Annotated in this window: 25 protein-coding genes; 6 read left to right on the top strand and 19 right to left on the bottom strand. The window is 69.6% G+C overall.

Annotated elements, in window-relative coordinates; translation table 11 throughout:
- Positions 1–2 precede the first annotated feature (2 nt).
- Entirely contained in the window at positions 3–1,715 is a 1,713-nt protein-coding gene (gene ggt, locus IAI59_RS12530) for a gamma-glutamyltransferase (RefSeq protein WP_207418347.1), read from the bottom strand.
- A gap of 85 nt (positions 1,716–1,800) precedes the next feature.
- Here ggt and IAI59_RS12525 point away from each other — a divergent pair, with 85 nt between their 5' ends.
- The 3 genes from IAI59_RS12525 to IAI59_RS12515 all read left to right on the top strand — a co-directional run bounded on the left by IAI59_RS12525 (position 1,801) and on the right by IAI59_RS12515 (position 4,288).
- Positions 1,801–2,457, top strand: a complete 657-nt coding sequence (locus IAI59_RS12525) for a sulfite oxidase-like oxidoreductase (protein ID WP_207418348.1) — start codon at positions 1,801–1,803, stop codon at positions 2,455–2,457.
- On the top strand, positions 2,450–2,968 hold the full coding sequence (locus IAI59_RS12520; RefSeq protein WP_207418352.1) for a glutathione peroxidase: 519 nt from the start codon (positions 2,450–2,452) through the stop codon (positions 2,966–2,968). The genes IAI59_RS12525 and IAI59_RS12520 overlap by 8 nt, the downstream gene beginning before the upstream one ends.
- Before the next feature lie 75 nt (positions 2,969–3,043).
- On the top strand, positions 3,044–4,288 hold the full coding sequence (locus IAI59_RS12515) for an MFS transporter (protein ID WP_207418354.1): 1,245 nt from the start codon (positions 3,044–3,046) through the stop codon (positions 4,286–4,288).
- Between the two features lie 4 nt (positions 4,289–4,292).
- On the opposite strand, the gene parC is transcribed toward IAI59_RS12515, so the two are convergent.
- Positions 4,293–6,527 carry a DNA topoisomerase IV subunit A gene (parC, locus tag IAI59_RS12510; protein WP_207418356.1) on the bottom strand — a complete coding sequence of 745 codons (2,235 nt, stop codon included), beginning with the start codon at positions 6,525–6,527 and terminating at the stop codon, positions 4,293–4,295.
- A gap of 185 nt (positions 6,528–6,712) precedes the next feature.
- Here parC and IAI59_RS12505 point away from each other — a divergent pair, with 185 nt between their 5' ends.
- Entirely contained in the window at positions 6,713–7,168 is a 456-nt protein-coding gene (locus IAI59_RS12505) for a DUF3597 domain-containing protein (RefSeq protein ID WP_207418358.1), read from the top strand.
- Here IAI59_RS12505 and IAI59_RS12500 read toward each other — a convergent pair.
- The 7 genes from IAI59_RS12500 to IAI59_RS12470 form a co-directional block, all read right to left on the bottom strand.
- Positions 7,165–7,680, bottom strand: a complete 516-nt coding sequence (locus tag IAI59_RS12500) for a mismatch-specific DNA-glycosylase (RefSeq protein WP_237181123.1) — start codon at positions 7,678–7,680, stop codon at positions 7,165–7,167. The two genes, IAI59_RS12505 and IAI59_RS12500, sit on opposite strands and share 4 nt — an antisense overlap.
- Positions 7,677–8,408 carry a DNA repair protein RecO gene (gene recO / locus IAI59_RS12495; protein ID WP_207418361.1) on the bottom strand — a complete coding sequence of 244 codons (732 nt, stop codon included), beginning with the start codon at positions 8,406–8,408 and terminating at the stop codon, positions 7,677–7,679. Before recO ends, IAI59_RS12500 begins: the two co-directional genes overlap by 4 nt.
- Before the next feature lie 10 nt (positions 8,409–8,418).
- Positions 8,419–9,357, bottom strand: a complete 939-nt coding sequence (gene era, locus IAI59_RS12490; RefSeq protein WP_207418362.1) for a GTPase Era — start codon at positions 9,355–9,357, stop codon at positions 8,419–8,421.
- Between the two features lie 9 nt (positions 9,358–9,366).
- Positions 9,367–10,032 carry a ribonuclease III gene (rnc, locus tag IAI59_RS12485; RefSeq protein ID WP_207418363.1) on the bottom strand — a complete coding sequence of 222 codons (666 nt, stop codon included), beginning with the start codon at positions 10,030–10,032 and terminating at the stop codon, positions 9,367–9,369.
- Positions 10,029–10,784, bottom strand: a complete 756-nt coding sequence (gene lepB / locus IAI59_RS12480; protein ID WP_207418364.1) for a signal peptidase I — start codon at positions 10,782–10,784, stop codon at positions 10,029–10,031. Before lepB ends, rnc begins: the two co-directional genes overlap by 4 nt.
- Before the next feature lie 90 nt (positions 10,785–10,874).
- Entirely contained in the window at positions 10,875–11,891 is a 1,017-nt protein-coding gene (locus tag IAI59_RS12475; RefSeq protein ID WP_237180836.1) for an LLM class flavin-dependent oxidoreductase, read from the bottom strand.
- Positions 11,892–11,957: 66 nt separating this feature from the next.
- Entirely contained in the window at positions 11,958–13,016 is a 1,059-nt protein-coding gene (locus tag IAI59_RS12470; RefSeq protein ID WP_207418368.1) for a lysine-2,3-aminomutase-like protein, read from the bottom strand.
- 38 nt (positions 13,017–13,054) lie between these two features.
- Between IAI59_RS12470 and epmA the strand changes: the two genes are divergently transcribed.
- Complete coding sequence (epmA, locus tag IAI59_RS12465; protein ID WP_207418370.1) at positions 13,055–14,116, top strand: EF-P lysine aminoacylase EpmA; 1,062 nt, start codon at positions 13,055–13,057, stop codon at positions 14,114–14,116.
- Here the strand turns inward: epmA and IAI59_RS12460 are convergent.
- Positions 14,101–14,847 (bottom strand): arginyltransferase, encoded by a 747-nt coding sequence (locus IAI59_RS12460; protein ID WP_207418372.1) that lies wholly within the window; start codon positions 14,845–14,847, stop codon positions 14,101–14,103. The two genes, epmA and IAI59_RS12460, sit on opposite strands and share 16 nt — an antisense overlap.
- Positions 14,848–14,913: 66 nt before the next feature.
- Complete coding sequence (locus IAI59_RS12455; protein WP_237180837.1) at positions 14,914–17,367, bottom strand: penicillin acylase family protein; 2,454 nt, start codon at positions 17,365–17,367, stop codon at positions 14,914–14,916.
- Positions 17,368–17,377: 10 nt separating this feature from the next.
- Here IAI59_RS12455 and IAI59_RS12450 point away from each other — a divergent pair, with 10 nt between their 5' ends.
- A complete protein-coding gene (locus IAI59_RS12450; protein WP_237180838.1) occupies positions 17,378–17,767 on the top strand; it encodes a YraN family protein in 390 nt (129 codons plus the stop codon).
- Here the strand turns inward: IAI59_RS12450 and acpS are convergent.
- The 8 genes from acpS to IAI59_RS12410 all read right to left on the bottom strand — a co-directional run bounded on the left by acpS (position 17,756) and on the right by IAI59_RS12410 (position 25,273).
- Positions 17,756–18,166, bottom strand: a complete 411-nt coding sequence (gene acpS, locus IAI59_RS12445) for a holo-ACP synthase (RefSeq protein WP_207418373.1) — start codon at positions 18,164–18,166, stop codon at positions 17,756–17,758. The genes IAI59_RS12450 and acpS overlap by 12 nt on opposite strands.
- A 15-nt stretch (positions 18,167–18,181) precedes the next feature.
- A complete protein-coding gene (locus tag IAI59_RS12440; protein ID WP_237180839.1) occupies positions 18,182–20,557 on the bottom strand; it encodes a RelA/SpoT family protein in 2,376 nt (791 codons plus the stop codon).
- Entirely contained in the window at positions 20,484–20,876 is a 393-nt protein-coding gene (rpoZ, locus tag IAI59_RS12435; protein ID WP_207418375.1) for a DNA-directed RNA polymerase subunit omega, read from the bottom strand. Before rpoZ ends, IAI59_RS12440 begins: the two co-directional genes overlap by 74 nt.
- Before the next feature lie 69 nt (positions 20,877–20,945).
- Complete coding sequence (gene folK / locus IAI59_RS12430) at positions 20,946–21,437, bottom strand: 2-amino-4-hydroxy-6-hydroxymethyldihydropteridine diphosphokinase (protein WP_207418377.1); 492 nt, start codon at positions 21,435–21,437, stop codon at positions 20,946–20,948.
- Complete coding sequence (locus IAI59_RS12425) at positions 21,434–23,080, bottom strand: NTP transferase domain-containing protein (protein WP_207418379.1); 1,647 nt, start codon at positions 23,078–23,080, stop codon at positions 21,434–21,436. The genes folK and IAI59_RS12425 overlap by 4 nt, the downstream gene beginning before the upstream one ends.
- A complete protein-coding gene (locus IAI59_RS12420) occupies positions 23,077–23,721 on the bottom strand; it encodes an XdhC family protein (protein WP_419556472.1) in 645 nt (214 codons plus the stop codon). The genes IAI59_RS12425 and IAI59_RS12420 overlap by 4 nt, the downstream gene beginning before the upstream one ends.
- A gap of 50 nt (positions 23,722–23,771) precedes the next feature.
- A complete protein-coding gene (locus IAI59_RS12415) occupies positions 23,772–24,107 on the bottom strand; it encodes an XdhC family protein (protein WP_207418382.1) in 336 nt (111 codons plus the stop codon).
- A complete protein-coding gene (locus IAI59_RS12410) occupies positions 24,104–25,273 on the bottom strand; it encodes a vWA domain-containing protein (RefSeq protein WP_207418383.1) in 1,170 nt (389 codons plus the stop codon). Before IAI59_RS12410 ends, IAI59_RS12415 begins: the two co-directional genes overlap by 4 nt.
- Positions 25,274–25,275 lie beyond the last annotated feature (2 nt).

The following is a 25,275-nucleotide window of genomic DNA, read 5'->3' as shown; positions in this document are numbered from 1 at the left end:
GGTCAGTCGCCGACCGCCACGCCTTCCCGCCGCGGGTCGGCGCCGCCGAGCAGCCCGCCAGGCGTGACGATGATGGCCTGCAGGCCGGAGTTCATCTCGCGCGCATCCGTGATCTGGCTCCGTTCCTGCAGTGCGGGTGCCAGGGCTGCCATCGGGGTGCCGGCTTCCAGCTCCACCGCGTTGCCCACGGTGCCGACATGCGGCAGCGATACGGCGGCCTGCGGGTCCAGCCGCCAGTCCAGCAGCCCTGTCAGCGCGCGCGCGACGTAGCCGATGATGCGTGCCCCGCCCGGCGAGCCGACGGCCGCGAACAGCGTGCCGTCCCGCTGGAACACCAGTGTCGGCGCCATGGAGGAACGCGGCCGCTTGCCGCCCTGCACCCGGTTGGCCACCGGGCGCCCACCCACCTCCGGGCGGAAGGAGAAGTCGGTCAGCTCGTTGTTCAAAAAGAAGCCACCCACCATCAGCCGCGCGCCGAAGGCGTCTTCCACCGTGGTGGTCATCGAGACCGCGTTGCCGGCGGCGTCGATGATCGACAGGTGGCTGGTGCCGTATTCCGGCTGCGCCGGTTGCGGCGCCATGGCGGTTTCGCGCCAGTTGGGGTTGCCGGCGCGCGGCGTGGCGATCGCGCGGTCGGGGTCCACCAGTTGCGCCCGGCCGGTCAGATAGGTCTGGTCCAGCAGGCCCGACACGGGAACGGGGATGAAGTCACTGTCCGCCAGGAACATCGCCCGGTCCGCGAAGGCGAGGCGGCTGGCTTCCGCGACCAGCTGGGCCGCGTCCACCCCGCGGGGGTCGAGCCGCGACAAGGGGAAATGCTCCAGCAGGCCCAGGATCTGCGCCACGGCCACGCCACCCGAGCTGGGCGGCGGAAAGCCGCAGATGATGAAGGTGCGGTAGGGGCCGCACAGCGCTTCCCGCTGCTTGGGGGCATAGGCGGCGAGGTCCGCCGCCGTCATGCCGTTGCCCTGGCCGCCATGCCCCGCGACGCCGGACACGATGTCCGCCGCGATCGGGCCGGCCTGCAACGCGGCCGCGCCGCGCTCCGCCAAAGCCCGGAAGGTCGCCGCCAGGGCCGGGTTCTTCAGAAGATGGCCGGCTGGCCACGGCGTGCCGTCGGGCGCAAAGAAATAGGCCGCCGCCGCCGGGTTGCGCTTCAAGCGGTCGGCCTCCGCCGCGATCTGCGCGGCCAGCCGGGGAGAAACCGGAAAGCCCTGCTCGGCCAAGCGGATCGCCGGCGCGAAGAGCGTGGCCCAGGCGAGCCGGCCCTCGACGGCATGGGCCGCCGCCAGCATCGGCATCACGCCCGGCACGCCGACGCTGCGACCGGACAGCACGGCCTCGTAGAAGCCGAGCGGCGTGCCGTCCGGCTTCAGGAACAGGGCAGGGGTCGCCGCCGCCGGCGCGGTTTCCCGCCCGTCCCAGGCGGAAACCCTGCGGCGGCTCGCGTTCCAGTGCATCAGTAGCGCACCGCCACCAATGCCCGACGATTGCGGCTCCACCAGGGTCAACACCGCCTGGACGGCGATGGCCGCATCCACCGCGGTGCCGCCCTCGCGCAGCATCGCCAGTCCGGCCTCCGCCGCCAGCGGGTGCGCCGCCGCCACCATCTGCCGCGCGGCCTGGACCGGTGCCCGGGGTTGCGCGGGGGCCGGCTGGGCGAGGGCGGGGACAGCGCCGCACAGCAGCGCCAGGGCCAGGATGCTATGACGCATGGATGGGTTCCTCTGGGTCCAAGGCGGGCGGGCTTGCATCGGTGCCGCCGCGTGTCACCTATGCCGTCGAAACAGGAGCATTGCGATGGCCGACGACCTTCCCGAAGGCGTGAAGCGCAAGCTGGTGGATACCAAGCAGGCCTGGGCGCGGGACGGGCGCCTGCTGACCGGCGAAACCGCTGGGCACGACCAGCGCCTGCCCCCCGGCCAGCGGCTGGTGCGGGATTTCCCGGTGCTCGACCTCGGCATCCAGCCGGACGTCAGCACGGGCACCTTCCGCCTGGTGGTGGACGGGCTGGTCGAGAACCCGGTGACCATGGACTGGGCCTGGCTCCAGGAAATGCCGCAGGAACAACGCGTCAACGACATTCATTGCGTCACCCAATGGTCGCGCTACGACAACCGCTGGAGTGGCGTGCCGGTCGGCGCGCTGCTGGATCTGGTCCGCCTGAAGCCAGGAGCGAAGTTCGTGAGTTTCGAGGCCCATGACGGCTACACCACCAACCTGACGCTGGAAGATTTCGCCCGGCCGGAAAACCTGTTGGCGCATTCCTGGGAAGGCGAGCCGCTGAGCCGGCAGCATGGCGGGCCGCTGCGCGTGGTGGTGCCGCACCTGTATCTCTGGAAAAGCACGAAGTGGGTGCGCCGCATCACCTTCCTGAACCATAATCAGCCGGGCTTCTGGGAAGTCCGCGGCTACCACGACCGGGGCGACCCCTGGATGGAGGAACGCTATGGCTGAACCCACCCGCCGGCGGCTGCTGGCCGGACTGCCGTTGCTGGCCGCCGCCGCCCCGGCGGCTCGCGGCTTCGACTTTCGCTTTCCGGCGATCGAAGGCGGGGAGATCGATCTGTCCGCGCATCGTGGCAAGCCGCTGCTGGTGGTCAATACCGCCAGCTTCTGCGGCTTCGCGCCGCAGTTCGCGGCCTTGCAGAAGCTGCACGAAACCTATGCCGCGCGCGGCCTGCTGCTGGTCGGCGTCCCGTCCAACGACTTCAACCAGGAAGCGGCGGACAATGAGGCCGTCAAAGCCTTTTGCGATGCCGAATTCGGCGTCGACTTCCCGATGGCCGCCATCAGCCATGTGAAGGGTCCGCAGGCGCACCCGTTCTTCGCCTGGGCCGGGGCGCCGAGCTGGAACTTCTTCAAATATCTCGTTGGCCGGGATGGCGGCCTGCGCCAGACCTACCCTAGTGGCGTGGAGCCCCAGTCGGCGGCGCTGGTGCGCGCCATCGAGGCCGCGCTGGCCTGAGGTGACCGTTTCGTAACGCGCAGGGTTCCGGCGCCGGTGCCATAGCTTTCCGGACGCTTCCGGAAACCTTCCACGATGCCGCAGCCTTCCGATGCCTCCGCAACTCCGGAGGCATCCCTGATCCGCCACCCCGGCGTGGCGTCCTTTATCGGCAGCCGCAGCCTGTCCGGGCTGGCCTACCAGATGCAGACCGTGGCCGTTGGCTGGCAGATCTACGAGCTGACGCGCAGCCCCCTGGCACTTGGCCTTGTCGGTCTGGCGCAGTTCCTGCCGATGGTGGTGCTGGCCTTCCTATCCGGCCATGTGGTGGACCGCTTCGACCGGCGGCGCATCGCCGCCATCTGTCAGATTCTGGCCGGCCTGGGCGCCTTGGTCTTCGCCTTCGCTTCGTTTCGCCACGTGGTGACACCGGGCCTGATCTACGCGTTGGTCGCCTTCCTGGGTGCCGTGCGGGCTTTCGAGGGGCCAAGCCTGCAAGCGCTGCTGCCCGGGCTGGTGCCCCCCGCGCTGTTTTCCCGCGCCGCGGCCTTGTCCTCCTCGCTCTTCCAGACGGTCACCATCATCGGACCTTCCGTGGGCGGCCTGCTGTACGGCGTGGGAGCCGGCTTCGTGTACACGGTGGTGGCGGCGATCTTCGCTGGCGCGGCCGTGTCGCTGCTGCTGGTCCGGCAGCGTCAGCCGGCCCGGCCCCGGGAAAAGGTATCTCTGGCCACGGTGTTCGGCGGGCTGGTGTTCATCCGGTCGCGGCCGGAGATCATGGGCGCCATCTCACTGGACCTGTTCGCCGTGCTGCTGGGCGGCGCCACGGCGATGCTGCCGCTCTACGCCCACGACATCCTGCACGCCGGGCCCTGGGGGCTGGGCATCCTGCGCGGTGCCCCGGCGGTGGGCGCCCTGACGGTATCCGCCTGGCTGGCCCGCCGGCCGATCAAGCGGCATGCCGGGCTTCTGATGTTCGCCGCCGTCGCGGTGTTCGGCGCGGCTACCATCGTCTTCGGGCTGTCCACCTGGCTGCCGCTGTCGGCTGGCGCGCTGGTGGTGCTGGGGGCGGCGGACGTGGTCAGCGTCGTGGTGCGCTCCACCCTGGTGCAGCTGCGCACGCCGGACAACATGCGGGGCCGGGTGGCGGCGGTGAACCTGCTGTTCATCGGCACCTCCAACCAGCTTGGCGAGTTCCGCAGCGGCTCGCTCGCCGCAGTGATGGGGCCGGTCGCCGCGGTGGTTCTGGGCGGCGTCGGCACCATCCTGGTGGCCGGGCTGTGGATGCGCCTGTTCCCACCGCTGCGCCACCTGCAGCGGCTGGACGAGGACGTGGCCTGAGCCGTCAGTCCCCGAAGCGGTTGCTTTTCGGGAAGCCGTTGGGCGGCTGGCGGCCGGCACCGGCCCGGTTGCCGCGCCAGGTGGTCAGATCAGTTTCCAGCCGCACCCGCTCGCCGATTTTCCAGGTCAGGCCGGCGCTGGCGGTGAAGACCTTGACGTCGGCCAGACCGCCGTCCTTGTAGCCCTGCAGGGCGACGCCGCGGCCGCGCGTCATTTCCGGCAACTGCTCCAGCGGGAAGACCAGCAGCTTGCGGTTCTCGCCGATCACCGCGACGCTGTCGCCCGCCGCAGGAATACAGCAGGCCGCCTCGCCACCCGGCTCGATCACCAGCACCTGCTTGCCGGTGCGCTTCTCGGCCACCAGGTCCTCGCTCTTGATGATGAAGCCGCGTCCGTCGGTGGAGGCCAGGAGGTGCTTCACGCCGTCCTTCCAGACAAACAGCGTGACGACATCATCCTCGTTGGTCAGATCCACCATCAGCCGCACCGGCTGGCCGTCGCCACGGCCGCGCGGCAGGGTGTCGGCCTTGATGGTGAAGCACTTGCCATTGGTGGCGAACAGGCACAGGCGGTCGGTGGTCTGGGCGTGCAGCATGAAGCGCAGCCGGTCGCCTTCCTTGAACTTCTGCTCGTTTTCCGGTGGCACGTGGCCCTTCAGCGCGCGGATCCAGCCCTTCTCGGACAGGATCACGGTGATGGGCTCGCGCTCCACAAAGGCGCGCTCGTCGATCACCACGGCAGCGGGGGCGGCGTCCAGCGTCGTGCGGCGGCGGCCGACCTCGGTGTCCTCGCCGAACTTCGCGCGGGTCGCCTCGATCTCCTCGGCGATGCGGTTCCAGCGCTTGGTTTCGCTGCCCAGCAGGCCCTGCAGCGCCTTCTGCTCTGTGGAAAGCTTCTTGTGCTCGCGGCGGATCTCCATCTCCTCCAGCTTGCGGAGCGCCCGCAGCCGCATGTTGAGGATGGCTTCTGCCTGGGTGTCGGTCAGCTCGAAGGCGGCGATCAGCGCCGGCTTCGGATGATCCTCCTCCCGCACGATGCGGATCACCTCGTCGAGGTTGAGGTAGACGATCAGGTAGCCGTCCAGGATCTCCAGCCGGCGCGCGATGGCGTCCAGGCGGTGCTGGCTGCGGCGCACCAGCACCACGTGCCGGTGGTCGAGCCAGGCCCGCAGCACGGGGCCAAGGCCCATGACGCGCGGCGTGCGCTCGGCATCCAGCACATTCATGTTCAGCGAAATGCGGTTCTCGAGCTGGGTGGCGCGGAACAGCGTTTCCATCAGCATGGCGGGCTCAATCGTGCGGGTCTTCGGCTCCAGCACGATGCGCACCACGTCCGTGCTTTCGTCCCGCACGTCGGCTAGCAGGGGGAGCTTCTTTTCTTCCAGCAGCTGCGCGATCTGCTCGATCAGCCGGGACTTCTGTACCTGGTACGGGATTTCCGTGACCACCACCTGCCAGGTGCCGTTCTTCAGCGCTTCCCGCTCCCACCGCGCCCGCAGGCGGAAGCCGCCGCGGCCGGTGGCATAAGCCTCCCGTACCGCTTCCGGCGGCTCGATCAGGATGCCGCCGGTGGGGAAGTCGGGGCCGGGGACGTGGCGAAGCAGGGCGTCGATATCGGCGGCCGGGTTGCGGATCAGCTCCAGCGCGGCGGCGCAGAGCTCGCCCGCATTGTGCGGCGGGATGCTGGTGGCCATGCCCACCGCGATGCCGTTGGCACCGTTGGCCAGCAGGTTGGGGAAGGCCGCCGGCAGGACGATCGGCTCCTGCTCCTCGCCATCGTAGGTGGCGCGGAAATCGACCGCGTTGTCCTCGATGCCTTCCAGCAGCGCCTGGGCCACGGCGGTCAGCCGGGCCTCGGTGTAGCGCATGGCGGCCGCGTTATCGCCGTCGATGTTGCCGAAGTTGCCCTGGCCTTCCACCAGCGTGTAGCGGGCGGCGAATTCCTGGGCGAGCCGCACCATGGCCTCGTAGATCGAGGCATCTCCGTGCGGATGGTACTTACCCATCACGTCGCCGACGATGCGGGCGCATTTCTTGAAGCCGCCTGACGGGTCCAGCCGCAGCTGGTGCATGGCCCAGAGCAAGCGGCGGTGCACCGGCTTCAGCCCGTCCCGCACATCCGGCAGCGAGCGCGCCGTGATGGTGGACATCGCATAGGCCAGATACCGCTCGGACAACGCCGCCGAGAAGTTGGTGGGCAGCTCGCCGTCCTGCGGCAGCAACGTCAGGTCGTCGGGCATGGTGGGCTCCCTGGCCAGTCGGGCATGGTGGTGGTCGTGCTGCAACGGGGGCTAGCGCATCGGGGCGTCGAAGGCCAGAGGACAAGAACGAAACGTAAACATGAAGCGGCCATGCAGCCGGATGGCGTTACAAGGCGTTCCCAAGGCGACCGGCTTTTGACGTCGGCAGCAGAAGGACCATCGCCATGAGCATTTTCGGCTCCATCATGTCCAAGATCTTCGGTCAGAAGCCCGCGGCGGCGCAGGACACCGCCGCCCCGGCCTCGACCGACACGACCGCGGCGCCCGCGCCCGCCACCCCTGGCGTGCCGTCCGGCGCTACCCCCTCGGTGCCGACCGGCGAGAACCCCACCGCGGCGACAACGATGGGCGGCGCCCAGCCGACGGTGGACGTCGACGCCGTGCTGACCGAAATGGCATCCAAGAACGGCCAGTCCCTGAACTGGAAGCAGTCCATCGTCGACCTGATGAAGCTGCTGGACCTGGACAGCAGCCTGCAGGCCCGCAAGGAGCTGGCGCAGGAGCTGCACTACACCGGCGATACCAATGATTCCGCCAGCATGAACATCTGGCTGCACAAGCAGGTGATGAAGAAGCTGGCCGAGAACGGCGGCAAGGTGCCGGCCGACCTGCGCGACTAAGCAGGCCCCCCACTGCGGAACCACGCACCCAGCGCGAGCCAGGGGCGTGGGTCCCAGTGCCGGACACCGGAACCGGAAGTGGAGGGGAGGACCCAGATGGGTGGCATATCCGGTGGCCCCTCCACCCGGCCGTAGCCAATGGCTGCGGTCTTGCGCCCCAGGACAGCCGAGGCCGGCGCCTTGGCGGTGAAGGCCAGCATGACTGGCGCTGCGGCCCGGATGCGCTGGCACAGGCCGGGGACGTCATAGGCGTCGACGGGCAGGTCAGCATCATTGCCCGACGCATGCTTCGCCAAATCCGTCAGCCCGATCCCGAGTATTGGCAGGCGTGGGAAATCCCGGGGTGTCCAGCGAGATGGCGTGAAGCCGGCTTCGGCCAGGATGGGCCAGAAGCGGTTGCCGGGATGGGCGTAGTAGGCGCCGCGAGCAGCCGAAACCGCCCCCGGCGCGCTGCCGCAGAACACCAGCCGCAGCCCTGCAGGCAAGACGTCCGGAAGCACAGGATCTGTCACGACAGCAGATCCGCGACCCGATGTTCCAGCCGTTCCCGCGCCGGCGGCACCGGGCGGTTCCGCGCCCCGAAGGCATCGCGCGCCAGGAAGTGACCGGTCAGTCGCAATCCCTGCAGCCAAGCCTCCGGATCGCGCTCGGCCTGGGCGCCGTGCAGGAAGGCGGGCAGGGGCAGCAGGCGCCCGGCGAAGGGCGCCGCGGCGGGGTCGCTCACCGCGCGTCCCGTCCTGGGCGACACCCAGTTCAGCGCCTCTGTCGAGCCCGTGGCGGCGCACCGGGACAAATCCAGCCCATAGCCCAGTGCCTCCAACAGGGTCATCTCCCACCGCACGTATTCATCCACCAGGCCGATGCCGCCCGTGTGCAGATGGGCCAGCAGCGGCAACAGCGCCGCGAAGACGCGCGGATGGGGTTCACGCTCGGGCAGGGTGTCGGCGGCGAGAGCGCAGGCGGAATTCAGCAGGGCGAGGCCCAGCGGGTCGTCCATCGCCAGCGCGGCGGTCGGGTGCACCATCTCGCCGGTGAGGTGCCCCAGTTGTTCGGCCAGCCGGCCCACCCAGTGCACTTCCACTAGATTGCCCGGCTGCCACAGCCCCGCCTGGGCGCGGGACGAACCACCTTTCGCAAGTCCGGCGAAGCGCCCGTGCTCCTCGGTCAATACCGAGATGATGGCGCCGCCTTCGCCGTAGGGCCGGGCCTCCAGCACGATGGCGGGGGCGTCCCACTCCATCGGCCTGGCGTCAGCCGATGTCTTCCAGGCCGATGGCGCGGATGCGGGCACGCTCCTCGTCCCAGCCCTGCCGTTCCTTGACGTTGAGGAACAAGTGCACGCGGCGGTCCAGCAGCGTTTCCAACTCCGCCCGGGCGCGCCGGCCGATGTCCTTCACCTTGCTGCCGCCATCACCGATCAGGATCGCCTTCTGGGATGCGCGGCCCACGTAGATGGTGCAGTCGATGCGCACGGAGCCATCGCGCCGTTCTTCCCACTGCTCGGTTTCCACCGTGGCGTGGTGCGGCACCTCCTCATGCGTTTGGCGCAGGATCTGCTCGCGCACGATCTCCGCCGCCAGCATGCGGTCCGGCAAGTCGGACAGGTCGTCCTCGGGGAACAGGTAGGGCCCGAAGGGAACATGGGCCGCCATCATGTCCAACATGCGCTGCAGGCCGTCGCCGGTTTCCGCGCTGACCATCATGGTTTCCGCGAACTGGATCTGCTCGTTCAGCGCGGCGGTCAGCGGCAGCAGCCGCTTGGTGTCGATCAGGTCGGTCTTGTTGAGCACCAGCCAGACCGGGGCGCGCGAGCGCTTCAGGACAGACAGGATGGACTGCAGCGCTTCCGTCAGCCCGGCACGGGCATCGACGACCAGCAAGGCCAGGTCGGCATCCTGGGTGCTTTCCCAGGCCGCGGCGACCATGGCGCGATCCAGCCGGCGGCGGGGCGAAAAGATGCCCGGCGTGTCGGCCAGCACCAACTGCGCCTCGTTGTGCATCACCACGGCGCGGATGCGGAACCGCGTGGTCTGCGGCTTAGGCGAAACAATGGAGACCTTGCTGCCGGTCAGCCGGTTGACCAGCGTCGACTTGCCGGCGTTCGGCGCGCCGACCACGGCGATGATGCCGCAGCGGGTCCGGGGGGCCTCGGTGGGCGACGGGGGGGAGGCCTCGGGGGTGTCGGTCATAGCCTCAATTCACAATGCTGCCAGCCAAGCTTCCGCCGCGGCCTGTTCCGCCGCGCGCTTGGAGTCGCCATGGCCTTCCGCGGCGCGGCCGGCGGCCAGCACCGATACCACGAAAACCGGCATATGGGACGGCCCCGTGGTCGAGACCAGGCGGTATTCCGGCAACCCCTCGGCCCGGCCCAGGGTGTATTCCTGAAGCCGGCTCTTGGCCGACATCGGCGGGGTGGGGTCGGCGGCGATATGCGCCACCCATTCGCGGCGCACGAAGGCCTGGGCCGGTGCAAGCCCGCCATCCAGGTACATCGCGCCGATCAGCGCCTCGGTCGCATCCGCGATCACGGTCGCGCGGCCGCGCAGGCCGGTGCGGCCCTCGGCCGGAGGAATGCGGAGCACGGCCGGCAGCCCGATGGCGTCCCCGACCTTGGCCAGGGTTTCCGCCGCCACCAGCACGGACAGCCGCTTGCCGAGCGCGCCTTCGCGCTCGTTGGGAAAGCGCTCGGACAGCCATTCCGCCATGGCCAGGGCCAGCACGCGGTCGCCAAGAAATTCCAACCGCTCATTGGAATCCAGCATGTCCCGGCGCGGATCGGCGGCCGATCGGTGGGTCAGCGCCTGGGACAACAGGGCCGGGTCGCGGAACGTGTAGCCCAGCCGGAGTTCAAACCCCGGCTTCACCGGACCGCCGAGAACAGGCGGTTCCACCGGATGGCGAAGGGCCAGGACCAGACTTCCCACCAGGCGGAGGAACCATCGACGGAAAAGAAGATCATCTCCGCGCGGCCGACCAGGTTTTCGACGGGCACGAAGCCCACCGCGTTCATGGCGCGGCTGTCCAGGCTGTTGTCCCGATTGTCGCCCATGGCGAAGACGTGGTTCGCGGGCACCAGGAACTCGGTGGTGTTGTCGTAGGGGCCGTCGTCGGTCGCTTCCAGGATCTCGTGCTGCCGCGGCGCGGCGCCGGGCGAGGCGGGCAGGGCCTCGCGGTAGCGTCGCACCGTGATGCGCGGGCCGTCGCCCTCGACCGTGTAGAGGCCGAGCGATTCCCGCGGCACTTCCTGCTGGTTCACGTACAGCCGGCCGGCGCGCACCTGGATGCGGTCGCCCGGCAGGCCGATGATGCGCTTGATGTAGTCCGTGCTGTTGTCGCGCGGGTACTTGAACACCGCGACATCGCCGCGCGCCGGCAGCGAGCCGAAGATGCGCCCCTGGAACAGGTCCGGGCTGAAGGGCATCGAGTGCTTGGAATAGCCGTAGGCGTATTTCGACACGAACAGGTAGTCACCCACCAGCAAGGTCGGGATCATGCTGCCGGAGGGGATGTTGAACGGTTCGAACGCCACCGTGCGGATACCGATGGCGATCAGCCCGGCATAGATGACGGTCTTCAGGCTTTCGCCCCAGCCGCCGGCTTTCTTTTTCGTCGTCATGTCAGGGATAGCGCCAGGCCCCGCTTCGGTCTGCCGCGACAGCCGCTGCGACCACGATGTGCGGGGTAGAGCGCGCTGCGGAGCGAAATGTCAAGAAACCGGCGCATGGGCCAAGCCGAAGGCCTCCGCCAGGAGGGTGATCGAGCGACGGCGCGCGGCGGCATCGTGCATCGGGCACAGCAGCGCGATTTCCTGGGCGCCGACCTCGCCGGCCAAGGCCAGCAGCCTGTCGCGGAGCTGCTCCGGCGTGCCCACCATGGCGCGGGGCCGGGCCTGGTCCAGCCGGGTCCGCTCGGCATCCGACAGCGGATAGGCTTCCGCCTCGGCCACGCTGGGCAGCGGTGCATAAATCCCGCGGTCGCGGGACAGCTTCCAGACCTCGCGGGAGCGGTACAGCCGGTGGGCTTCCGCTTCCGTGTCGGCGCACAGGGCGAAGACTGCGATCGCTGCCTGCGGCGCCGCCAGGCGGCCCGGCAGCACGCGGAAGTGCTGGCGGTACAGGGCCAGCGCCCCGGCGGTGCCACGCCCATCGGTGATAAAGGCCGCGAAGCAGTATGGCAGCCCCAGGATGGCGGCGAGCCGCGCGCCGTAGTCGGAACTGCCCAGCATCCAGACCTGCGGCGCCGTCGGGCCCGCCGGCTGTGCCTCGACGCTCCGGAACGGGTGGTCCACGGGCAGCCCTTCGCCGAGCCAGCCGATCAGATCCTGCACCTGCCGGGGGAACTCGTCGCCCGTCTGCTGATAGGCCGCCGGGTTCAACGCAAAGGCAGTCCGCCCGTCGCTGCCGGGCGCGCGACCGACGCCAAGGTCGATGCGGCCCGGCGCGATGGCTTCCAGCACACGGAACTGCTCCGCGACCTTGAGCGCCGCGTAATGCGGCAGCATCACCCCAGCCGAGCCAAGGCGGATGCGCCGCGTGGTCGCCGCGATGGCGGCCATCAACACTTCGGGGGCCGTGCCCGCGTGGCTGGCGCTGCTGTGGTGCTCGGCAAGCCAGTAACGCGCGTAGCCCAGCTGGTCCGCCAGCCGTGCCAGCTCCAGCGTTTCCCGGATGGCGTCGGCCGGGTCTCGCCCGGACACGACGGTGGATTGATCCAGGATCGACAAGGAAAGTGCCATGACCCCAGGTTAGCCGATGCGTGGCCTGCGGGAAGGCCGCCTTGGTTTCGGACTTCAATCGCCGTGGCGATGCGTCGTCCCGTCCAGAGGTCCCTCGACCAGCCAGGCATCATCCTGTTGCCGGGCGAAGTCGGGTCCCAGCGGCGCCTTGCCCGATCCGTCCGGGAGATCCAGCACATAGGTCGGCCATGCGAGCCCGGTCAGCCGCCCGCGCAACTGCCGGAGCAGCCGGCGCCCTTCCGCAATGGGCACCTCGAACCGGGCCGTGCCGGGCGCGCGGTCGAGCTGGTGCAGATAATACGGCTTCACCTGATGTGTGAGCATCGTGCGAAACAGGTTTTCAAGGGCTTCAGCGGTATCGTTCACGCCACGCAGCAGCACGCTTTGGCCCAGCAAGGTCACTCCGCCCAACCGCAGCCGTCGCAATGCCTGAGCCGCCTCGGCCGTGAACTCCCGCCCATGGTTGGCGTGGACGCAGAGGAAAACTGCTTTATGCGTTGATAATGCAGCTATAATATCGTCATTGATGCGTTCGGGTGCGGCGACTGGAACGCGCGAATGCAGGCGGATGATATCGAGGTGCGGCACCGCAGACAGGCGTTCGATCATGTGCCGCAAACGACGGGACGAGAGCATCAACGGATCGCCACCGGTGAGGATGGCTTCGCGAACCGTCGGCGTCGCGGCGAACCAGTCCAACGCTGCATCCAGTTCCGCTTCCGTCAGCAGCCCGCCATCCGGTCCCACCACCTCCCGGCGGAAGCAGAAGCGGCAATATACGGGGCAGGCGAGCAGCGGCTTGAGCAGAGCACGGTCCGGGTATCGGTGCACGACGCCTTTGACCGGCGTGAAGGGTGCATCGCTGGTCGGGTCACTGCGCTCGCTCGGCAAGGTGACCAGCTCTGCCGCGTTTGGCACATACTGCAGGGCAATAGGGTCGCGCGGGTTGCTCCGGTCGATCAGGGCCTGCACCGTGGGAGTGATCGCCATGGCGTAATGCTCGGCCACCCTCTCCAACCCTGCCTGCGCTTCTGGCGAAACGAGTCCGGCCTGGACCAGGGCGGCGGGGTCGCGCAGCGTGCGCGGCTTCAAAAGCTGTGGGGCGTCGGGCATGGTCGCGCGGCCTTACGCCTGGAAGACCCGACGCCGCAATGCCCGATGCCCTGGATTCACTGCCCGAATGGCACCCAAGCCGCCTTGCCGCCCGCCTCCCGGCATTGCGGGCCAGGGCCCGTCTGCTGGCCGCCACCCGCTCTTTTTTCAACCTTCGCGGGTACACGGAGATCGAAACACCGGCCCTGGTCCCGGCGCCCGGAATGGAAGTGCACCTCGCGGCCTTCCGTACCGCGTTCCGGCCACTGCTGGGCGGGGCTGACCAGCCGCTGTGGCTGCGGACCTCCCCCGAGCTGGCCATCAAGCGCCTGCTGGCCGGCGGCGCTGGGCCGGTCTTTGAACTTGCCCGGGTGTGGCGCAACGGCGAGGTCTCGTCGCGGCACGGGCCAGAGTTCACCATGCTGGAATGGTACCGGCCCGGCGCCGATCTGTGCTCGCTGATGCGGGAAACCGAAGCCTTCCTGAAGGCGGTGCTGCCCGCCAGGGTCCGCCACGGCGCCACAGCCACCGATCTGTCGGGACCGTTCGAGCGCCTGACCGTGGCCGAAGCTTTTGCCCGTCACTGCGACGGCATCGACATCCTCGCCACGGTCGATGCAGCCGGGGCGGGCGATGCGGCGGCGCTGCGCGAGGCGGCCATGCGGGCGGGCCTTCCGCCGCGGGGCGAGGAAGGTTGGGAGGACCTGTTCTTCCGCCTGTTGCTTGAAAGGATCGAGCCGCGGCTGGGCCAGGCGCGGCCGACGTTCCTGACGCACTGGCCCGCGCCCCAGGCGGCGCTGGCGCGGCGTGATCCGGCCGACCCCCGCGTGGCGCTGCGCTTCGAATTGTTCGTGGCCGGGCTGGAGCTGGCCAATGCCTTCGACGAACTGACCGATGCCGCTGAGCAGGCAGAGCGCTTCGCCCATGATGTCCGGGAACGCGAGCGGCTGTATGGCGAGGGCTGGCCGGTGGACGAGGACTTCCTGGACGCCCTGCGCCACGGCATGCCGGCCACCGCCGGCATCGCCATGGGCTTCGACCGGCTGGCGATGCTCGCCGCCGGCACCGATAGCATCGAGGACACGTTGTGGCTCGGCCGCTGGCCTTATTCGAGGGACTGACCCGCGTCGGTCGCCAGCATCGGCCGCCATTGGCCGCCCATCAGGATCTCGCTGGGCTGGAACCGCGCCTTGTAGGCCATCTTGCGGCTTTGCGGCACCCAGTAGCCCAGGTAGGCGTAAGGCAGGCCCAGCTGCTGGGCGCGCCGCACCAGCCAGATCACGGCGAAGGTGCCAAGCGAACGGCGCTCAAGCTCTGGGTCGTAAAAGGAATAAACGGCGGACAGGCCATCGCTCAGCTGGTCCGTCAGGCACGCGGCGACCAGGCGCCCTTCGGCATCGCGGAACTCCACCACATGGGTGGTGATCGGCGTGTCCTCGATCATGGCCCGGTAGTCGTAGAAGCCCATCGACGCCATGTCGCCGTCGTTGTGGCGGGCCTGCTGGTAGCGCTGGAACAGGTTAAATTGCTCGGCCGTCGCTCGGGCGCCGGCTTCCTGCATCGTCAGGTCGGCATTCGCCCGCTCCACCCGCCGCTGCGTGCGGTCCGGCTGGAAGCCGGCCGCGACGATGCGAATGGGAATGCAGGCCCGGCATCCCGAGCACACGGGCGAATAGGCGATGTTGTGGCTGCGGCGGAACCCCGCGCGCGACAGGCGGTCATGCAGCACCTCTGAATCCGCGCCGGTCAGCTCGGTCACGATCTTCCGTTCCGTCCGGCCTGCCAGGTAAGGGCAGGGCATCGGCGCGGTGGTGTAGAAGAACTGCGGACGGCGCGTGGTGCGGTGGAGCATGGTTGCCCCGCCACTTTCCCCGCACCGCAGGGCCGGCGCAATGCCCAGGATAGGACTTTTGCGGGCTTATCCAGGCTCCAGGCGCAGCAGCCCGCCGCTCTGGGCGGGAACTGGCGCCAGCGGAAGCAGCAAGGCGCCGTCCGGGGCCTGGCCACCCCAGATGGGGTTCTGGTCGGCCCAGTGGGTGGACAGTGGATGGCCGGATTGCCCGGTGCCGATGATGGCCGCCACCCCGTCCGGTGTGGCCAGGTCGAATACCGCGCGCAGTCCGGCACCCTGCACATGCGCGAAATCGCCGCCGCCCATGCCACCACGGCTGATCGTCTGATCGTCACCGCCGGTTGGGCCGCCGATCCGCGTCCAGTCCCGCAGCAACGGGATCAGGCGCAGCAGGGGGTGCTCGAAGCGCGCCACATGCGCGGTTCCCCACCGCCATGCCGCGATATCCGGTCCGAACTGCTCGGACAGGGTCGCCACCGCTTGCTCCAGCGCGCGGGCCACCAGGGCGTCGCAGGCTTGCGGGGCGGGCCCGGCTTCGTCGGCAGGGCGGCACCAGTGGGCACCCGCCCCATCGCGGGCCAGCACGAAGCGCAGGAATTCCGGCGTTGCCCGCCAGGCTCCCTCGGGCACACCGCCCATCGCCAGCGCCATGTCGGCCGCCACCCGCCACCAGGCATTGAAGATCAGCGGCTGCGGGGCGGAGGCAAGCATGTCCCCGTCCCAGCCCAGCAGCAGGTCGCGCGCGGCCCCGGCGGCGCCGGGCGGGCGGGGAATGGCGCGCAGCACCGGCAGCATGTCCCGCGCGAACAAGCTGACCGTATCGCGCTGCATGGCGGCCAGGTCATCCGGCGCGTGATGCCGCCGCTGGCCGAGCAGGTCGAGAATGCGACGGAAGCGCCAGTCGCCAAACCAGTCACGGCCCAGATAGGGCTCGGCGCCGGCCCGCTGCACGCGGTTGTTGGCATTGGCCAGCACACCACCCGGCGGGTTCTCCACATGCGGCATGGCGTCGAACGGAATCCAGCCGGTCCAGTCATGGCTGCCGTCCCAGCCCGGCGCGGGGAGGGTACCGTCGCCGGCACGGCGCACCGGGGTGCGCCCGGTGAGAAACATGCCGATGCCGCCGTCCCGCGCCGCCACCATCAGGTTCTGCGCGGGCGCGGTGATCAGCGCCGCAGCGGCGCGCGCGCTGCCCAGCGAGGTGGCGCGGTTCAGGGCGTGCAGGCCCGCCGCGGCCGTGTCGCCAGGAGCGAGGTTGGCCATCTGGACCGCCAGCACGGTGTCGCCCGGGGGCGTTGCGTCGAGGTCGCTCACGACCGGCCCGTGGCGGGTTTCGCGCACCGTCAGCACTTCAGCGTCCTGCCCCCGGATGCCGATGCGTTCCTGGCGGGATGTGAAGGGACGGGGACCATCGGGGGTCTGGTACGCGTCGGGGCCTGCCAGCCGCTCGATGAACACGTCCTGGGTGTCGGAATGGGTCGTGGTGAAGCCCCAGGCTACCCGGTCGTTGCGGCCGATCACCACGAAGGGGACGCCAGGCGAGGTGGCGCCCGCCAGCATCCGCGCCGGCTGGCCCGGCATCGCCGCGATCTCGATGCGGGCGAGGTACCACAGGATCGGTGCCTGGAAGCCAAGATGGGGGTCCGACGCCAGCAGGGGCTGCCCGGTGGTGGAGCGTTCCGCCGCCACGGCCCAGGCGTTGGATGCCGTGCTCGGCAGCGGGGCATCGACCGGGAATGTTGGCACGGCGGCCGCCAGCCGCGCCAGATGGGCGGCATCCGGCAGCCCGGCTAGGTCAGGCCGCCCGGGGCTTTCATCCGCCGGCCAGAGTTCCGCGAGCCGTTCCGGCGTCAGGATGCCAGCCAGCCGGGCACGTTCCAGTTCCAGGCGCCAGTTGCCGGACAACCAAAGGCCCATGACCTTGGCCCACAAGAGGCTTTGCCATGGCTCCCAGGGTTCCGGGGCGCCGAGGGCGATGAATTCCGGTGCCGCCAGCCGGCCGCGCGTCTGCAGCCAGCCATTCACCCCACGGGCATAGGCATCCAGCATGGCACGGGTATCGGCCGGCAGGGCGCCGTAATCCGCCCGTGCGCTTTGCGCCAAGCCGAGCGTGCGGCTGAACCGGTCCAGCCGCAGCGCGGCCGGGCCGGTCAGCTCCGACAAACGCCCCGAAGCGCCGCGCCGCAGCGCTTCCAGCTGGAACATGCGGTCCCGGGCATGCAGCCACCCGAGCGCCTCGGCCGCATCCAGCTCGTTGGCGGCACTGATGCGGGGGATGCCGTATTCGTCCTGCACGATGTCCACCGGCACGGACAATCCCGCCAGGGCGAAGCGGCCCGATTGCGGCGGCAGCGTGCCCCACAGCAGCCCGCCGACGGCAACCACCGTCAGCAGCGCGAGGATCAGGACGGCGATGACGCCCCGCAGAAAGAAGCGCCTGAGGCGGCCCGGACGGCTTTGCATGCCGTCCGTGTAGGATGCCCGGGCGGCGCCGACCAGATGCTTGCATCGCGCGGCCATGCAACCGACCATGGCGAACATGGCCGCACCCCCCGATCCCCTGCTGCGCGCCGCGGCGGAGGCCCGCGGCCGCAGCGCCGAACTGCGCGTGGCCGAGCGCCTGGTGGAGGAAGGGTGGCGGGTGCTGGATCACAGGGCCCGCACCGCCGCGGGGGAGATCGACCTGGTGGCCGAGCGGCAGGGCGTGCTGGCCTTTATCGAGGTGAAGGCCCGCGCGACGCTGGTGGACGCGGCTTACGCCCTTGGGGCACGGCAGCGGCACCGGCTGATGGCGGCCGCCGAGATCTGGCTCGCTTCCCACCCCGGCCATGGCGAGCATGGCATCCGCTTCGACGTGATGCTGACCGACGCGCAGGGCGGCATGCGACGGATCGCGGATGCCTTCCGCCTAGGCGACTAGCTTCACTGCCGCGATGATGACGATGGCCTGGGCATAAGGGTATTCGTCCGTCATCGTCAGGCTGATCTGCGCGCCGAAGCCCACGGGGGTGATGGCATCCAGCCGCTTGGCGGCGCCGCCGGTCAGCCGCAGGGAGGGCTGGCCCGAAGACAGGTTCACCACGCCCAGGTCGCGCCAGAACACGCCCTGCCGGAAGCCGGTGCCGAGCGCCTTGGCCGCGGCCTCCTTGGCCGCGAAGCGCTTGGCATAGGTGCCGGCGCGCAGCTTTTCCGTGCGGCTTTCCGCCTTGCGGCGCTCCAGCGGCGTGAACACGCGCTCGATAAAGCGGTCGCCGTGGCGGGCAAGGGCGCGCTCGATACGCCGGATGTCGCAGATGTCGTTGCCGAGGCCGATGATCATGCCCCGGGCATAGCCTCAGCCCTTGGCGCGGTCCACCTGGGCAATGCCGGGGCAGGTGCGCAGCGCCGCCACGACTTGCGACAGGTGCCGCAGGTCCGTGACCTCCAGGTCCACCATGAGCTCCGCGAAATCGGCGGCGCGGTGGGTGAAGCGCAGGTTGTGCAGCTTGCCCTGCTGCTTGGCGATGGCCACCGTCATGGCGGCGATGGCCGCGCCCTCGTTGCTGGTCACCACCTGCAGCCGGGCGAGGTGGCCGTTGCCCGAGCCCACCTCGTAGTCCCAATCCACGTCGATGAAGCGTTCCGGCGTGGAAGCAAAGGATTCAAGGCTGTGGCAGTCGTTCTTATGGATCGTCACGCCCTTGCCGGTGGTGACGATCCCCAGGATGCGGTCCCCTGGCACCGGGTGGCAGCAACCGGCGAACTGCACTGCCATGCCCGGCACCAGTCCGACGATGCCGGAAGCGCTGTCACGCCGCCGCTCGTTGCCGGTGCGCATGACCGTCGAGCCTGGCTTGCCGCGCGCCCGGGTAAGGGGAAGGTTCTCATGCGGCCGGGGCGGACCCTTCAGCTCCGGCACCGCCGCGTGCAGCACCTCGCGCGGCGACAGGTTGCCGTTGCCGACGGCGACGCACAGATCCTCGAAGCTCGGCTGCTTGAACGCCTTGATGGCCGGCTCGACCATCTTCTCGCTGAAATCCAGACCTTCCTGGCGGAAGGCCTTGGCGATGGCGCTGCGGCCCTGTTCCTGGAACTCCGACCGCTGGCGGGCCAGGGCGAAGCGTTTGATCCGCGCCTTGGCCTTGCCGGTGACGACGAAGCGTTCCCAGGCCGGGTTGGGCGTGCCGCCGCGCGCCGTGATGATCTCGATCTGGTCGCCGTTTTCCAGCTGGTGGCGGAGCGGGACAATGCGGCCGTTGATCTTGGCGCCAACGCAGGTGTCGCCCACCTGGCTGTGCACCTGGTAGGCGAAGTCGATCGGCGTGGCGCCGCGGGGCAGGGCGATCAGGTCCCCCTTGGGCGTGAAGCAGAACACCTGGTCCTGGTGCAGGGCCAGCTTGGTGTGTTCCAGGAACTCCTGCGGCTCGGACGCCGTTTCAAGGAGTTCCAGCAGTTCCTTGACCCAAGGATAGCGCCGCTTCTGGGCCGGCGGGGTGGTGCCGTCCGGTGCCCGGCCCTGCTTGTACATCCAGTGCGCGGCCACGCCGTATTCGGCGACCTCGTGCATTTCCGGCGTGCGGATCTGCACCTCGATCTTGGCGTTGCGCCGCTCCGGCACGGAAACGCCGGTGTGCAGGCTCTGGTAGCCATTGGGCTTGGGCGTGCTGATGTAGTCCTTGAACCGCCCCGGAACGACGCGGTAGGCCGAATGGATGGCGCCCAGCGCCGCATAGCAGTTGGTGCGGTCCGTCGTCGTGATGCGGAAGGCCATGATGTCCGAGAGCTGCTCGAATTCCACCTTCTTCTCATGCATCTTCAGCCAGATGGAATAGGGCGACTTTTCGCGCCCGTTGACCTCCAGCAGGGGTACGCCGGCCTCGGCCATCTTGGCCCGCACGTCGGCGGCGATGTCGTCGATCAGGTCGGCGCCCTGGCCGCGCAGAAAGGCGAGGCGGGCGGTGATGGTCTGGTAGGCATCCGGCTGCAATTCGCGGAAGGAGAGGGATTGCAGCTCGGTCTTCACCGCATCCATGCCGATGCGCTGAGCGAGCGGCGCGTAGATCTCCATGGTTTCCCGCGCCACGCGCGCCCGCTTTTCGGGCTTCGGCACGAAATGCAGCGTCCGCATGTTGTGCGTCCGGTCGGCGAGCTTGACCAAGAGGACGCGGATGTCCTCGCTCATCGCCAGCACCAGCTTGCGGAAGTTCTCGGCCTGCTTGGTGCGCTCGGACTGCAGTTCCAGCCGCGTCAGCTTGGTGACGCCGTCCACCAGCTTGGCGATGTCGCTGCCGAAACGCTTCTCGATCTCGGCAAGGGAAACGCCGGTATCCTCGACCACGTCGTGCAGCAACGCGGTCGCGATGGTCGCCGTGTCCAGCCGGTAGCCGGCCAGGATGCCGGCCACGGCCAGCGGATGCGTGATGTAGGGGTCGCCGTTCTCGCGCGCCTGGCTGGCATGGGCCGTGGCTGCCAGGTCGTAGGCGGCTTCCAGCAGGGCAACATCGGCGCGGGGGTCGTAGGCGGCAACGCGCCGGGCAAGTTCGGTGCCCGGCGTTTCGGCATGGGGGGGGGCGACAGGCGCGGTCAAACCGTCAGGCGCGCGCGGCGCCGGGTCAAAACTCGGCCCGGCGCCCGGTTTCAATGTCGCCCCCGCCCGGTCAGCGGCGGCCGCCGAGTTCGGCGGCGATCGCGGCTTCGATGTCGTCGCCGGACAGGTCGTCCGCGCCGGCATCCGGCAGCGGCTCCTCGTTCACGTCCATGACGCCGAAGATGTTCTCGTCCGTGGCGATCAGGTCGATCACCTCTTCCTCCACCGGCTCCGGCTCCGGGGCGCGCAGCAGGGACTTGATGAGGTCCTGCTCCAGGCCCGGCAGTTCCACGGTGTCGTCGGCGATCTCGCGCAGCGCCACGACCGGGTTCTTGTCGTTGTCGCGGTCGATCGTCAGTTCCTCGCCGCGGCTGATGTTGCGGGCGCGCTGGGCGGCCAGCAAAACCAGCTCAAAGCGGTTCGGAACCTTCAGGATGCAGTCTTCGACGGTTACGCGGGCCATGGTGCGGCCTCCAACTCATTCATCTTAGCGGAACCTTGCAGATAGCCATCGGAGCCGCGAAACACAAGCTCAGAGCGGCCGCATCGCTTCTTCCGGCAGGCCGCGCAGCAGTTCCTCGACGCTGCGCCCCAGCGAGGGATGCCGCCAGCCCGGTGCCACCTCCTGTAAAGGCTGCAACACGAATCGCCGCAGATGCGCGCGCGGATGCGGCAGGATGGGGTCCGGCCCCGCGCGGACCGTGTCGCCCATCGCGACGATGTCGAGGTCCAGTGTCCGCGGGGCATTGGGGTAGGCGCGGACCCGGCCGGCGGCATCCTCGATGGCCTGCAATGCGGACAGCAGTACCGGGGGCGGCATGTCCCCCTCGCAGCGGGCGACACCGTTGACGTACCATGGCGCCCCTGGGGTGGGCGGCACCGGCGCGGTCAGCCACCAGCGCGACAGGGCGGAAACCATCAGTCCGGGGATGCGCCGCAGGGCCTGCGCCGCGGCCTCGCAGGTCGCGCGCGGCTCGCTGCCGTCCAGGCCTGGCAGATTGGCGCCCAGCGCGATCAGGATCATGCCCGGTGCGCGTAGTCCGGCTCGCCCGCCAGGGCCTCCGGCGTGTCGAAGTCGCGCAGCACCGCGCCGTCCGGCATCTCCACCTCCGCCACCCGTTCGGCATGCTGGCGCAGCAGCGCGCGCGCGCCGGCATCGCCAGTCAACGCCATCATCTGCGGCAGGTATTCGCGGGACCACAGCACCGGGTTACCCGGCTGGCCATCAAAGGTGGGGGCGACGATGGCGCGCCCTTCCTCGGGGTCAAAGGCGGCGATCAACCGATCAATCGCCCCGCCGGTGACCAGAGGCATGTCGCCCAGGCAGACGGCGACGCCCTCGGCACCCGCCGGCAACGCCGCGAGCCCGCAGCGCAGGGAGGCCGCAAGCCCCTCCGCATGATGCTCAGCATGCACCATGGTGACGGGGCGGCCTTGCAGCGCTGCATGCACCGCGGCGGCGTCATGGCCCGTGACCACGATCACCGGGCGGGCGCCGGAAGCCAGAACGTTGTCGACCACGCGCGACACCATCGGCCGCCCGGAACGGTCCTGCACCAGCAGCTTGTTGACCTCGCCCATGCGGCTGGACCGGCCCGCCGCCAGCACCAGCGCCGCAACCTGCCGGGGCCGGCGCGGCGTGGCGATCGGCGCCGCGCCACGGCCCGCCTGCGCACGGGGCAGCGGGCGCGACTCGATTTCCTTCAGCAAGCCGCCGACGCCCATGCGCATCACGTCGCGGCCGGCCACGGGTAGGCCGGCGAAGAGGCGTTGCAGCACCCAGTCGAAACCGTTCAACTTTGGACTGCGGGCGCAGCCGGGCAGCACCATGGCGGGCACATCGCCCACCGCCCCCAGGCAGATCAGGTTGCCCGGGTCCACCGGCATGCCGAAATGCTCGATCCTTCCGCCGACCTGTACAATGGCCGCGGGTCCGGCATCGCGCCGGTCCACCACCGCGGATGCCCCGGCGACAAGCAGCATCTCCGCCCCATCGGACAGGAGTTGCCGCAAGGCATCGGCGATCGCCCCGGCCTCGTGGGCGCAGCGGCGCGGCGGCAGCAGCGTGCCGGTCAACCCGGCCACGCGCTCCTCCGTCGCCTCCACGGCGCCTTCCATGATGCTTTCCTTCAGGCCCGGCAGCTCGGTCAGCACCAAGCCGACCTTCAGGGGGCGGAAGGGATGCACCGCCAGCATCGGGCCTTGCCGCATCAATGCCTCGGCCTCGGCCAGTACGCTGCCGGCCATGGCAAAGGGAATGACCTTGACGGTGGCCAGCATTTCACGGGGGGAAACCGGCGTGTAATCCGGCAGGGTCGCCAACGTCAGGCTCTCGTCCAGCGCGTTCAACGCGTGGACCCGAGCCGCGTCGACAACCAGCAGGCCGGTGACGGTGGATTGCAGGTTCACCCGCCCCGTCGCGGCGCGGGTGCGGGCCAAGCTCGGGCCCATCAAGGCTTCGCCAACCCGGTGGGCGGCGTCGTTTTCCGTGACATCGCCATCTTGCAGGCGGGCGGCGACAACGTCTGGGCGGCCACTTTCCCGCAGAGCCGCGACCGCGCCGGCGTCCAGCACCGTGCCCTTCTTGATGACGCGTCCCGGCAGGCGGACGGTATGGGCCAGAATGGCGCCCTCGGCTTCCGCCAGGGGGGTCGGGCCGAAGATCATGCGGTTGGCCCGCCCAGGGCGGCCCCGCGACGCCGGGCGACGATCTGCGCCAGCACGGACAGCGCGATCTCCGGCGCTGTGACCGCGCCGATATTGAGCCCGACAGGCGCGGCGATGCGGGCCAGCGCTGCCTCGTCAAGCCCGGCCTCGCGCAGACGGTCGAGCCGCTTGGCGTGGGTCTTCCGGCTGCCCAGGGCACCGACATAGAAAGCGGGGCTGCGCAACGCGACTTCCAGCGCCGGATCATCCAGCTTGGGGTCATGCGTCAGCGTCACCACGGCGGTGCGGGTATCCGGCGCCAAGGCCTGCAGGGCGTCATCGGGCCATTCGTCACGCAACACCACGTCGGTGCCGAACCGCTCCGTGGTGGCAAAAGCCCCGCGCGGGTCCACGACCGTGACAGCGAAGCCGCAGCCAGCCGCCATCGGCACCAGCGCCTGCGCCACGTGCACGGCGCCCACCACGATTAGCCGCAGCGGCGGATTGTAAGGGTGAACAAACCAATCCGCCCCTGCGACGGTCAGGCTGCTTGCCTTGTCCAAATCCAGCGCCGACTTTGCTGCATGAACAAGAGGTTCCGGCGCATTGTCATCCGGATATAGGAACTGATGACCCGTGCTGAGCTCGGTCAGGACGGCCACCGGCCGCGCGGCCAGACGGGCTTCGCGCAGCCGCGCCAGAAAAGCCGCTTTCACGCCAGCTTCTCCACGAACACCTTGAGCTTGCCGCCGCAGGCCAGCCCAACTTCCCAGGCGCGCTCGTCGCTGATGCCGAAGTCCAGGAGCTGGGGGGCACCGCTGTCCATCGTCTGGCGCGCGACATCGGCCACCGCCCCCTCGATGCAGCCCCCCGACACGCTGCCGGCCATGCGACCGGACGCCGTCACCGCCAGCTGCGAGCCGGCCGGGCGAGGTGAGCTGCCCCAGGTCTCGACAACCGTGGCGATGGCCACCGTCTCACCCTCCGCCAGCCAGTCGGCGGCGGTTGCCAGGATATCCTCCTGGTTGGTCGCGGCATGGGCGCTCATGGCATTCTCCCGCGGGCATGCGGCGCCGACAGCGTTTCCACCAGCGACCGCAGGCTATCGATGTTGTGGACGGGGCGATGCTCATGAACCAAGGGAAGCATCGTCCGCACGCCCTGGGATTTCGGTTGGAAGCCGGCGTAGCGCAAGAGCGGGTTGAGCCAGATCAGCCGCCGGCAGGATTGCCGCAGCCGGTCCGTGGCGGCTGCCAGGCGGGCCAGTTCCTCGGCCCCGCCACGCTCCAACCCATCGGTGATCAGCAGCACGACGGCGCCCTGGCCGAGCACGCGGCGCGACCAGTCATGATTAAAGCGGTCCAGCGCCTCGCCGATGCGGGTGCCGCCGGACCAGTCGGGTACCACCTGGCCCACCATCTCGAAGGCCACTTCCGCGTCGCGGTGATGCAGCTGCCGGGTGATGTTGGTGAGCCGCGTGCCAAACAGGAAGCTCGCCACACGGTCCCGGTCATTGGTCACCGCATGAACAAAATGCAGTAGAATCTGCGCGTAACGCGACATGCTTCCCGACACGTCGCAGATCACCACCAGGGGTGGCGGACGCGTCACCCGCTTGCTGTGGCGGATATCCAGCACTTCTCCACCCTGGCGGAGGCTGGCACGCAGCGTAGCGCGCAGGTCGGCGCGGCGGCCGTTGGCATCGGGTCGGAAGCGGCGGGTCGGGCGCGCGTCCAACGGCAGCACCAGGCGGCGGATCTCCTGCTTCGCGGCATCGATCTCGGCGGCCGTCATCGCGTCGAAGTCCATTCGCCGCAGTTGTTCGCCGCCGCTGACGGTCAGGACGGCGTCAAGCCTGGCTTCGCCGGGTGGCGGCGGTGCGGCCGTGGCGCTGCTGCCCAGCGCTTCCGATACGCGGCGGGCGGCGGCGGGTGCACGGTCGAGCTGTTCGCCAGCTTCCGTGGCGCCGCGTGCTGACGGGTCGGGTGCCCGCCAGAACAGGTCGAAAGCCTGATCGAAGATCTCGAAGTGCTCGCGCCGATGCACCAGTGTCGCGCGCAGGGCTGCCTTGGCTTGGCGGTGGTCGCCGATGTCCACCCGGGTCAGCGCCTCGCCACCCGCCAGCAGCTCGGCCGGCCCCAGCGGCAGGCCGGCCCGGCGGAGCATCCGGCCGAAGCCAAGCAGGTTGCCGGCGAGGGCGCCGCCGCCGGGCATAA

It is taken from the genome of Roseomonas haemaphysalidis (assembly GCF_017355405.1).
Lineage (GTDB): Bacteria > Pseudomonadota > Alphaproteobacteria > Acetobacterales > Acetobacteraceae > Pseudoroseomonas > Pseudoroseomonas haemaphysalidis.
The sequence above is the reverse complement of the archived record's forward strand: the minus strand, read 5'-3'. Positions and strand labels throughout refer to the sequence as shown.

Excerpts from the sequence above, each read along its gene's own strand:
- ggt (WP_207418347.1), bottom strand. The coding sequence starts at position 1,715 with ATGCGTCATAGCATCCTGGCCCTGGCGCTGCTGTGCGGCGCTGTCCCC.
- IAI59_RS12525 (WP_207418348.1), top strand. The coding sequence starts at position 1,801 with ATGGCCGACGACCTTCCCGAAGGCGTGAAGCGCAAGCTGGTGGATACC.
- IAI59_RS12520 (WP_207418352.1), top strand. The coding sequence starts at position 2,450 with ATGGCTGAACCCACCCGCCGGCGGCTGCTGGCCGGACTGCCGTTGCTG.
- IAI59_RS12515 (WP_207418354.1), top strand. The coding sequence starts at position 3,044 with ATGCCGCAGCCTTCCGATGCCTCCGCAACTCCGGAGGCATCCCTGATC.
- parC (WP_207418356.1), bottom strand. The coding sequence starts at position 6,527 with ATGCCCGACGACCTGACGTTGCTGCCGCAGGACGGCGAGCTGCCCACC.
- IAI59_RS12505 (WP_207418358.1), top strand. The coding sequence starts at position 6,713 with ATGAGCATTTTCGGCTCCATCATGTCCAAGATCTTCGGTCAGAAGCCC.
- recO (WP_207418361.1), bottom strand. The coding sequence starts at position 8,408 with ATGGAGTGGGACGCCCCCGCCATCGTGCTGGAGGCCCGGCCCTACGGC.
- era (WP_207418362.1), bottom strand. The coding sequence starts at position 9,357 with ATGACCGACACCCCCGAGGCCTCCCCCCCGTCGCCCACCGAGGCCCCC.
- lepB (WP_207418364.1), bottom strand. The coding sequence starts at position 10,784 with ATGACGACGAAAAAGAAAGCCGGCGGCTGGGGCGAAAGCCTGAAGACC.
- IAI59_RS12470 (WP_207418368.1), bottom strand. The coding sequence starts at position 13,016 with ATGCCCGACGCCCCACAGCTTTTGAAGCCGCGCACGCTGCGCGACCCC.
- epmA (WP_207418370.1), top strand. The coding sequence starts at position 13,055 with ATGCCCGATGCCCTGGATTCACTGCCCGAATGGCACCCAAGCCGCCTT.
- IAI59_RS12460 (WP_207418372.1), bottom strand. The coding sequence starts at position 14,847 with ATGCTCCACCGCACCACGCGCCGTCCGCAGTTCTTCTACACCACCGCG.
- IAI59_RS12455 (WP_237180837.1), bottom strand. The coding sequence starts at position 17,367 with ATGGCCGCGCGATGCAAGCATCTGGTCGGCGCCGCCCGGGCATCCTAC.
- IAI59_RS12450 (WP_237180838.1), top strand. The coding sequence starts at position 17,378 with ATGGCGAACATGGCCGCACCCCCCGATCCCCTGCTGCGCGCCGCGGCG.
- acpS (WP_207418373.1), bottom strand. The coding sequence starts at position 18,166 with ATGATCATCGGCCTCGGCAACGACATCTGCGACATCCGGCGTATCGAG.
- IAI59_RS12440 (WP_237180839.1), bottom strand. The coding sequence starts at position 20,557 with ATGCCGGCGCGGACGACCTGTCCGGCGACGACATCGAAGCCGCGATCG.
- rpoZ (WP_207418375.1), bottom strand. The coding sequence starts at position 20,876 with ATGGCCCGCGTAACCGTCGAAGACTGCATCCTGAAGGTTCCGAACCGC.
- folK (WP_207418377.1), bottom strand. The coding sequence starts at position 21,437 with ATGATCCTGATCGCGCTGGGCGCCAATCTGCCAGGCCTGGACGGCAGC.
- IAI59_RS12425 (WP_207418379.1), bottom strand. The coding sequence starts at position 23,080 with ATGATCTTCGGCCCGACCCCCCTGGCGGAAGCCGAGGGCGCCATTCTG.
- IAI59_RS12415 (WP_207418382.1), bottom strand. The coding sequence starts at position 24,107 with ATGAGCGCCCATGCCGCGACCAACCAGGAGGATATCCTGGCAACCGCC.
- IAI59_RS12410 (WP_207418383.1), bottom strand. The coding sequence starts at position 25,273 with ATGCCCGGCGGCGGCGCCCTCGCCGGCAACCTGCTTGGCTTCGGCCGG.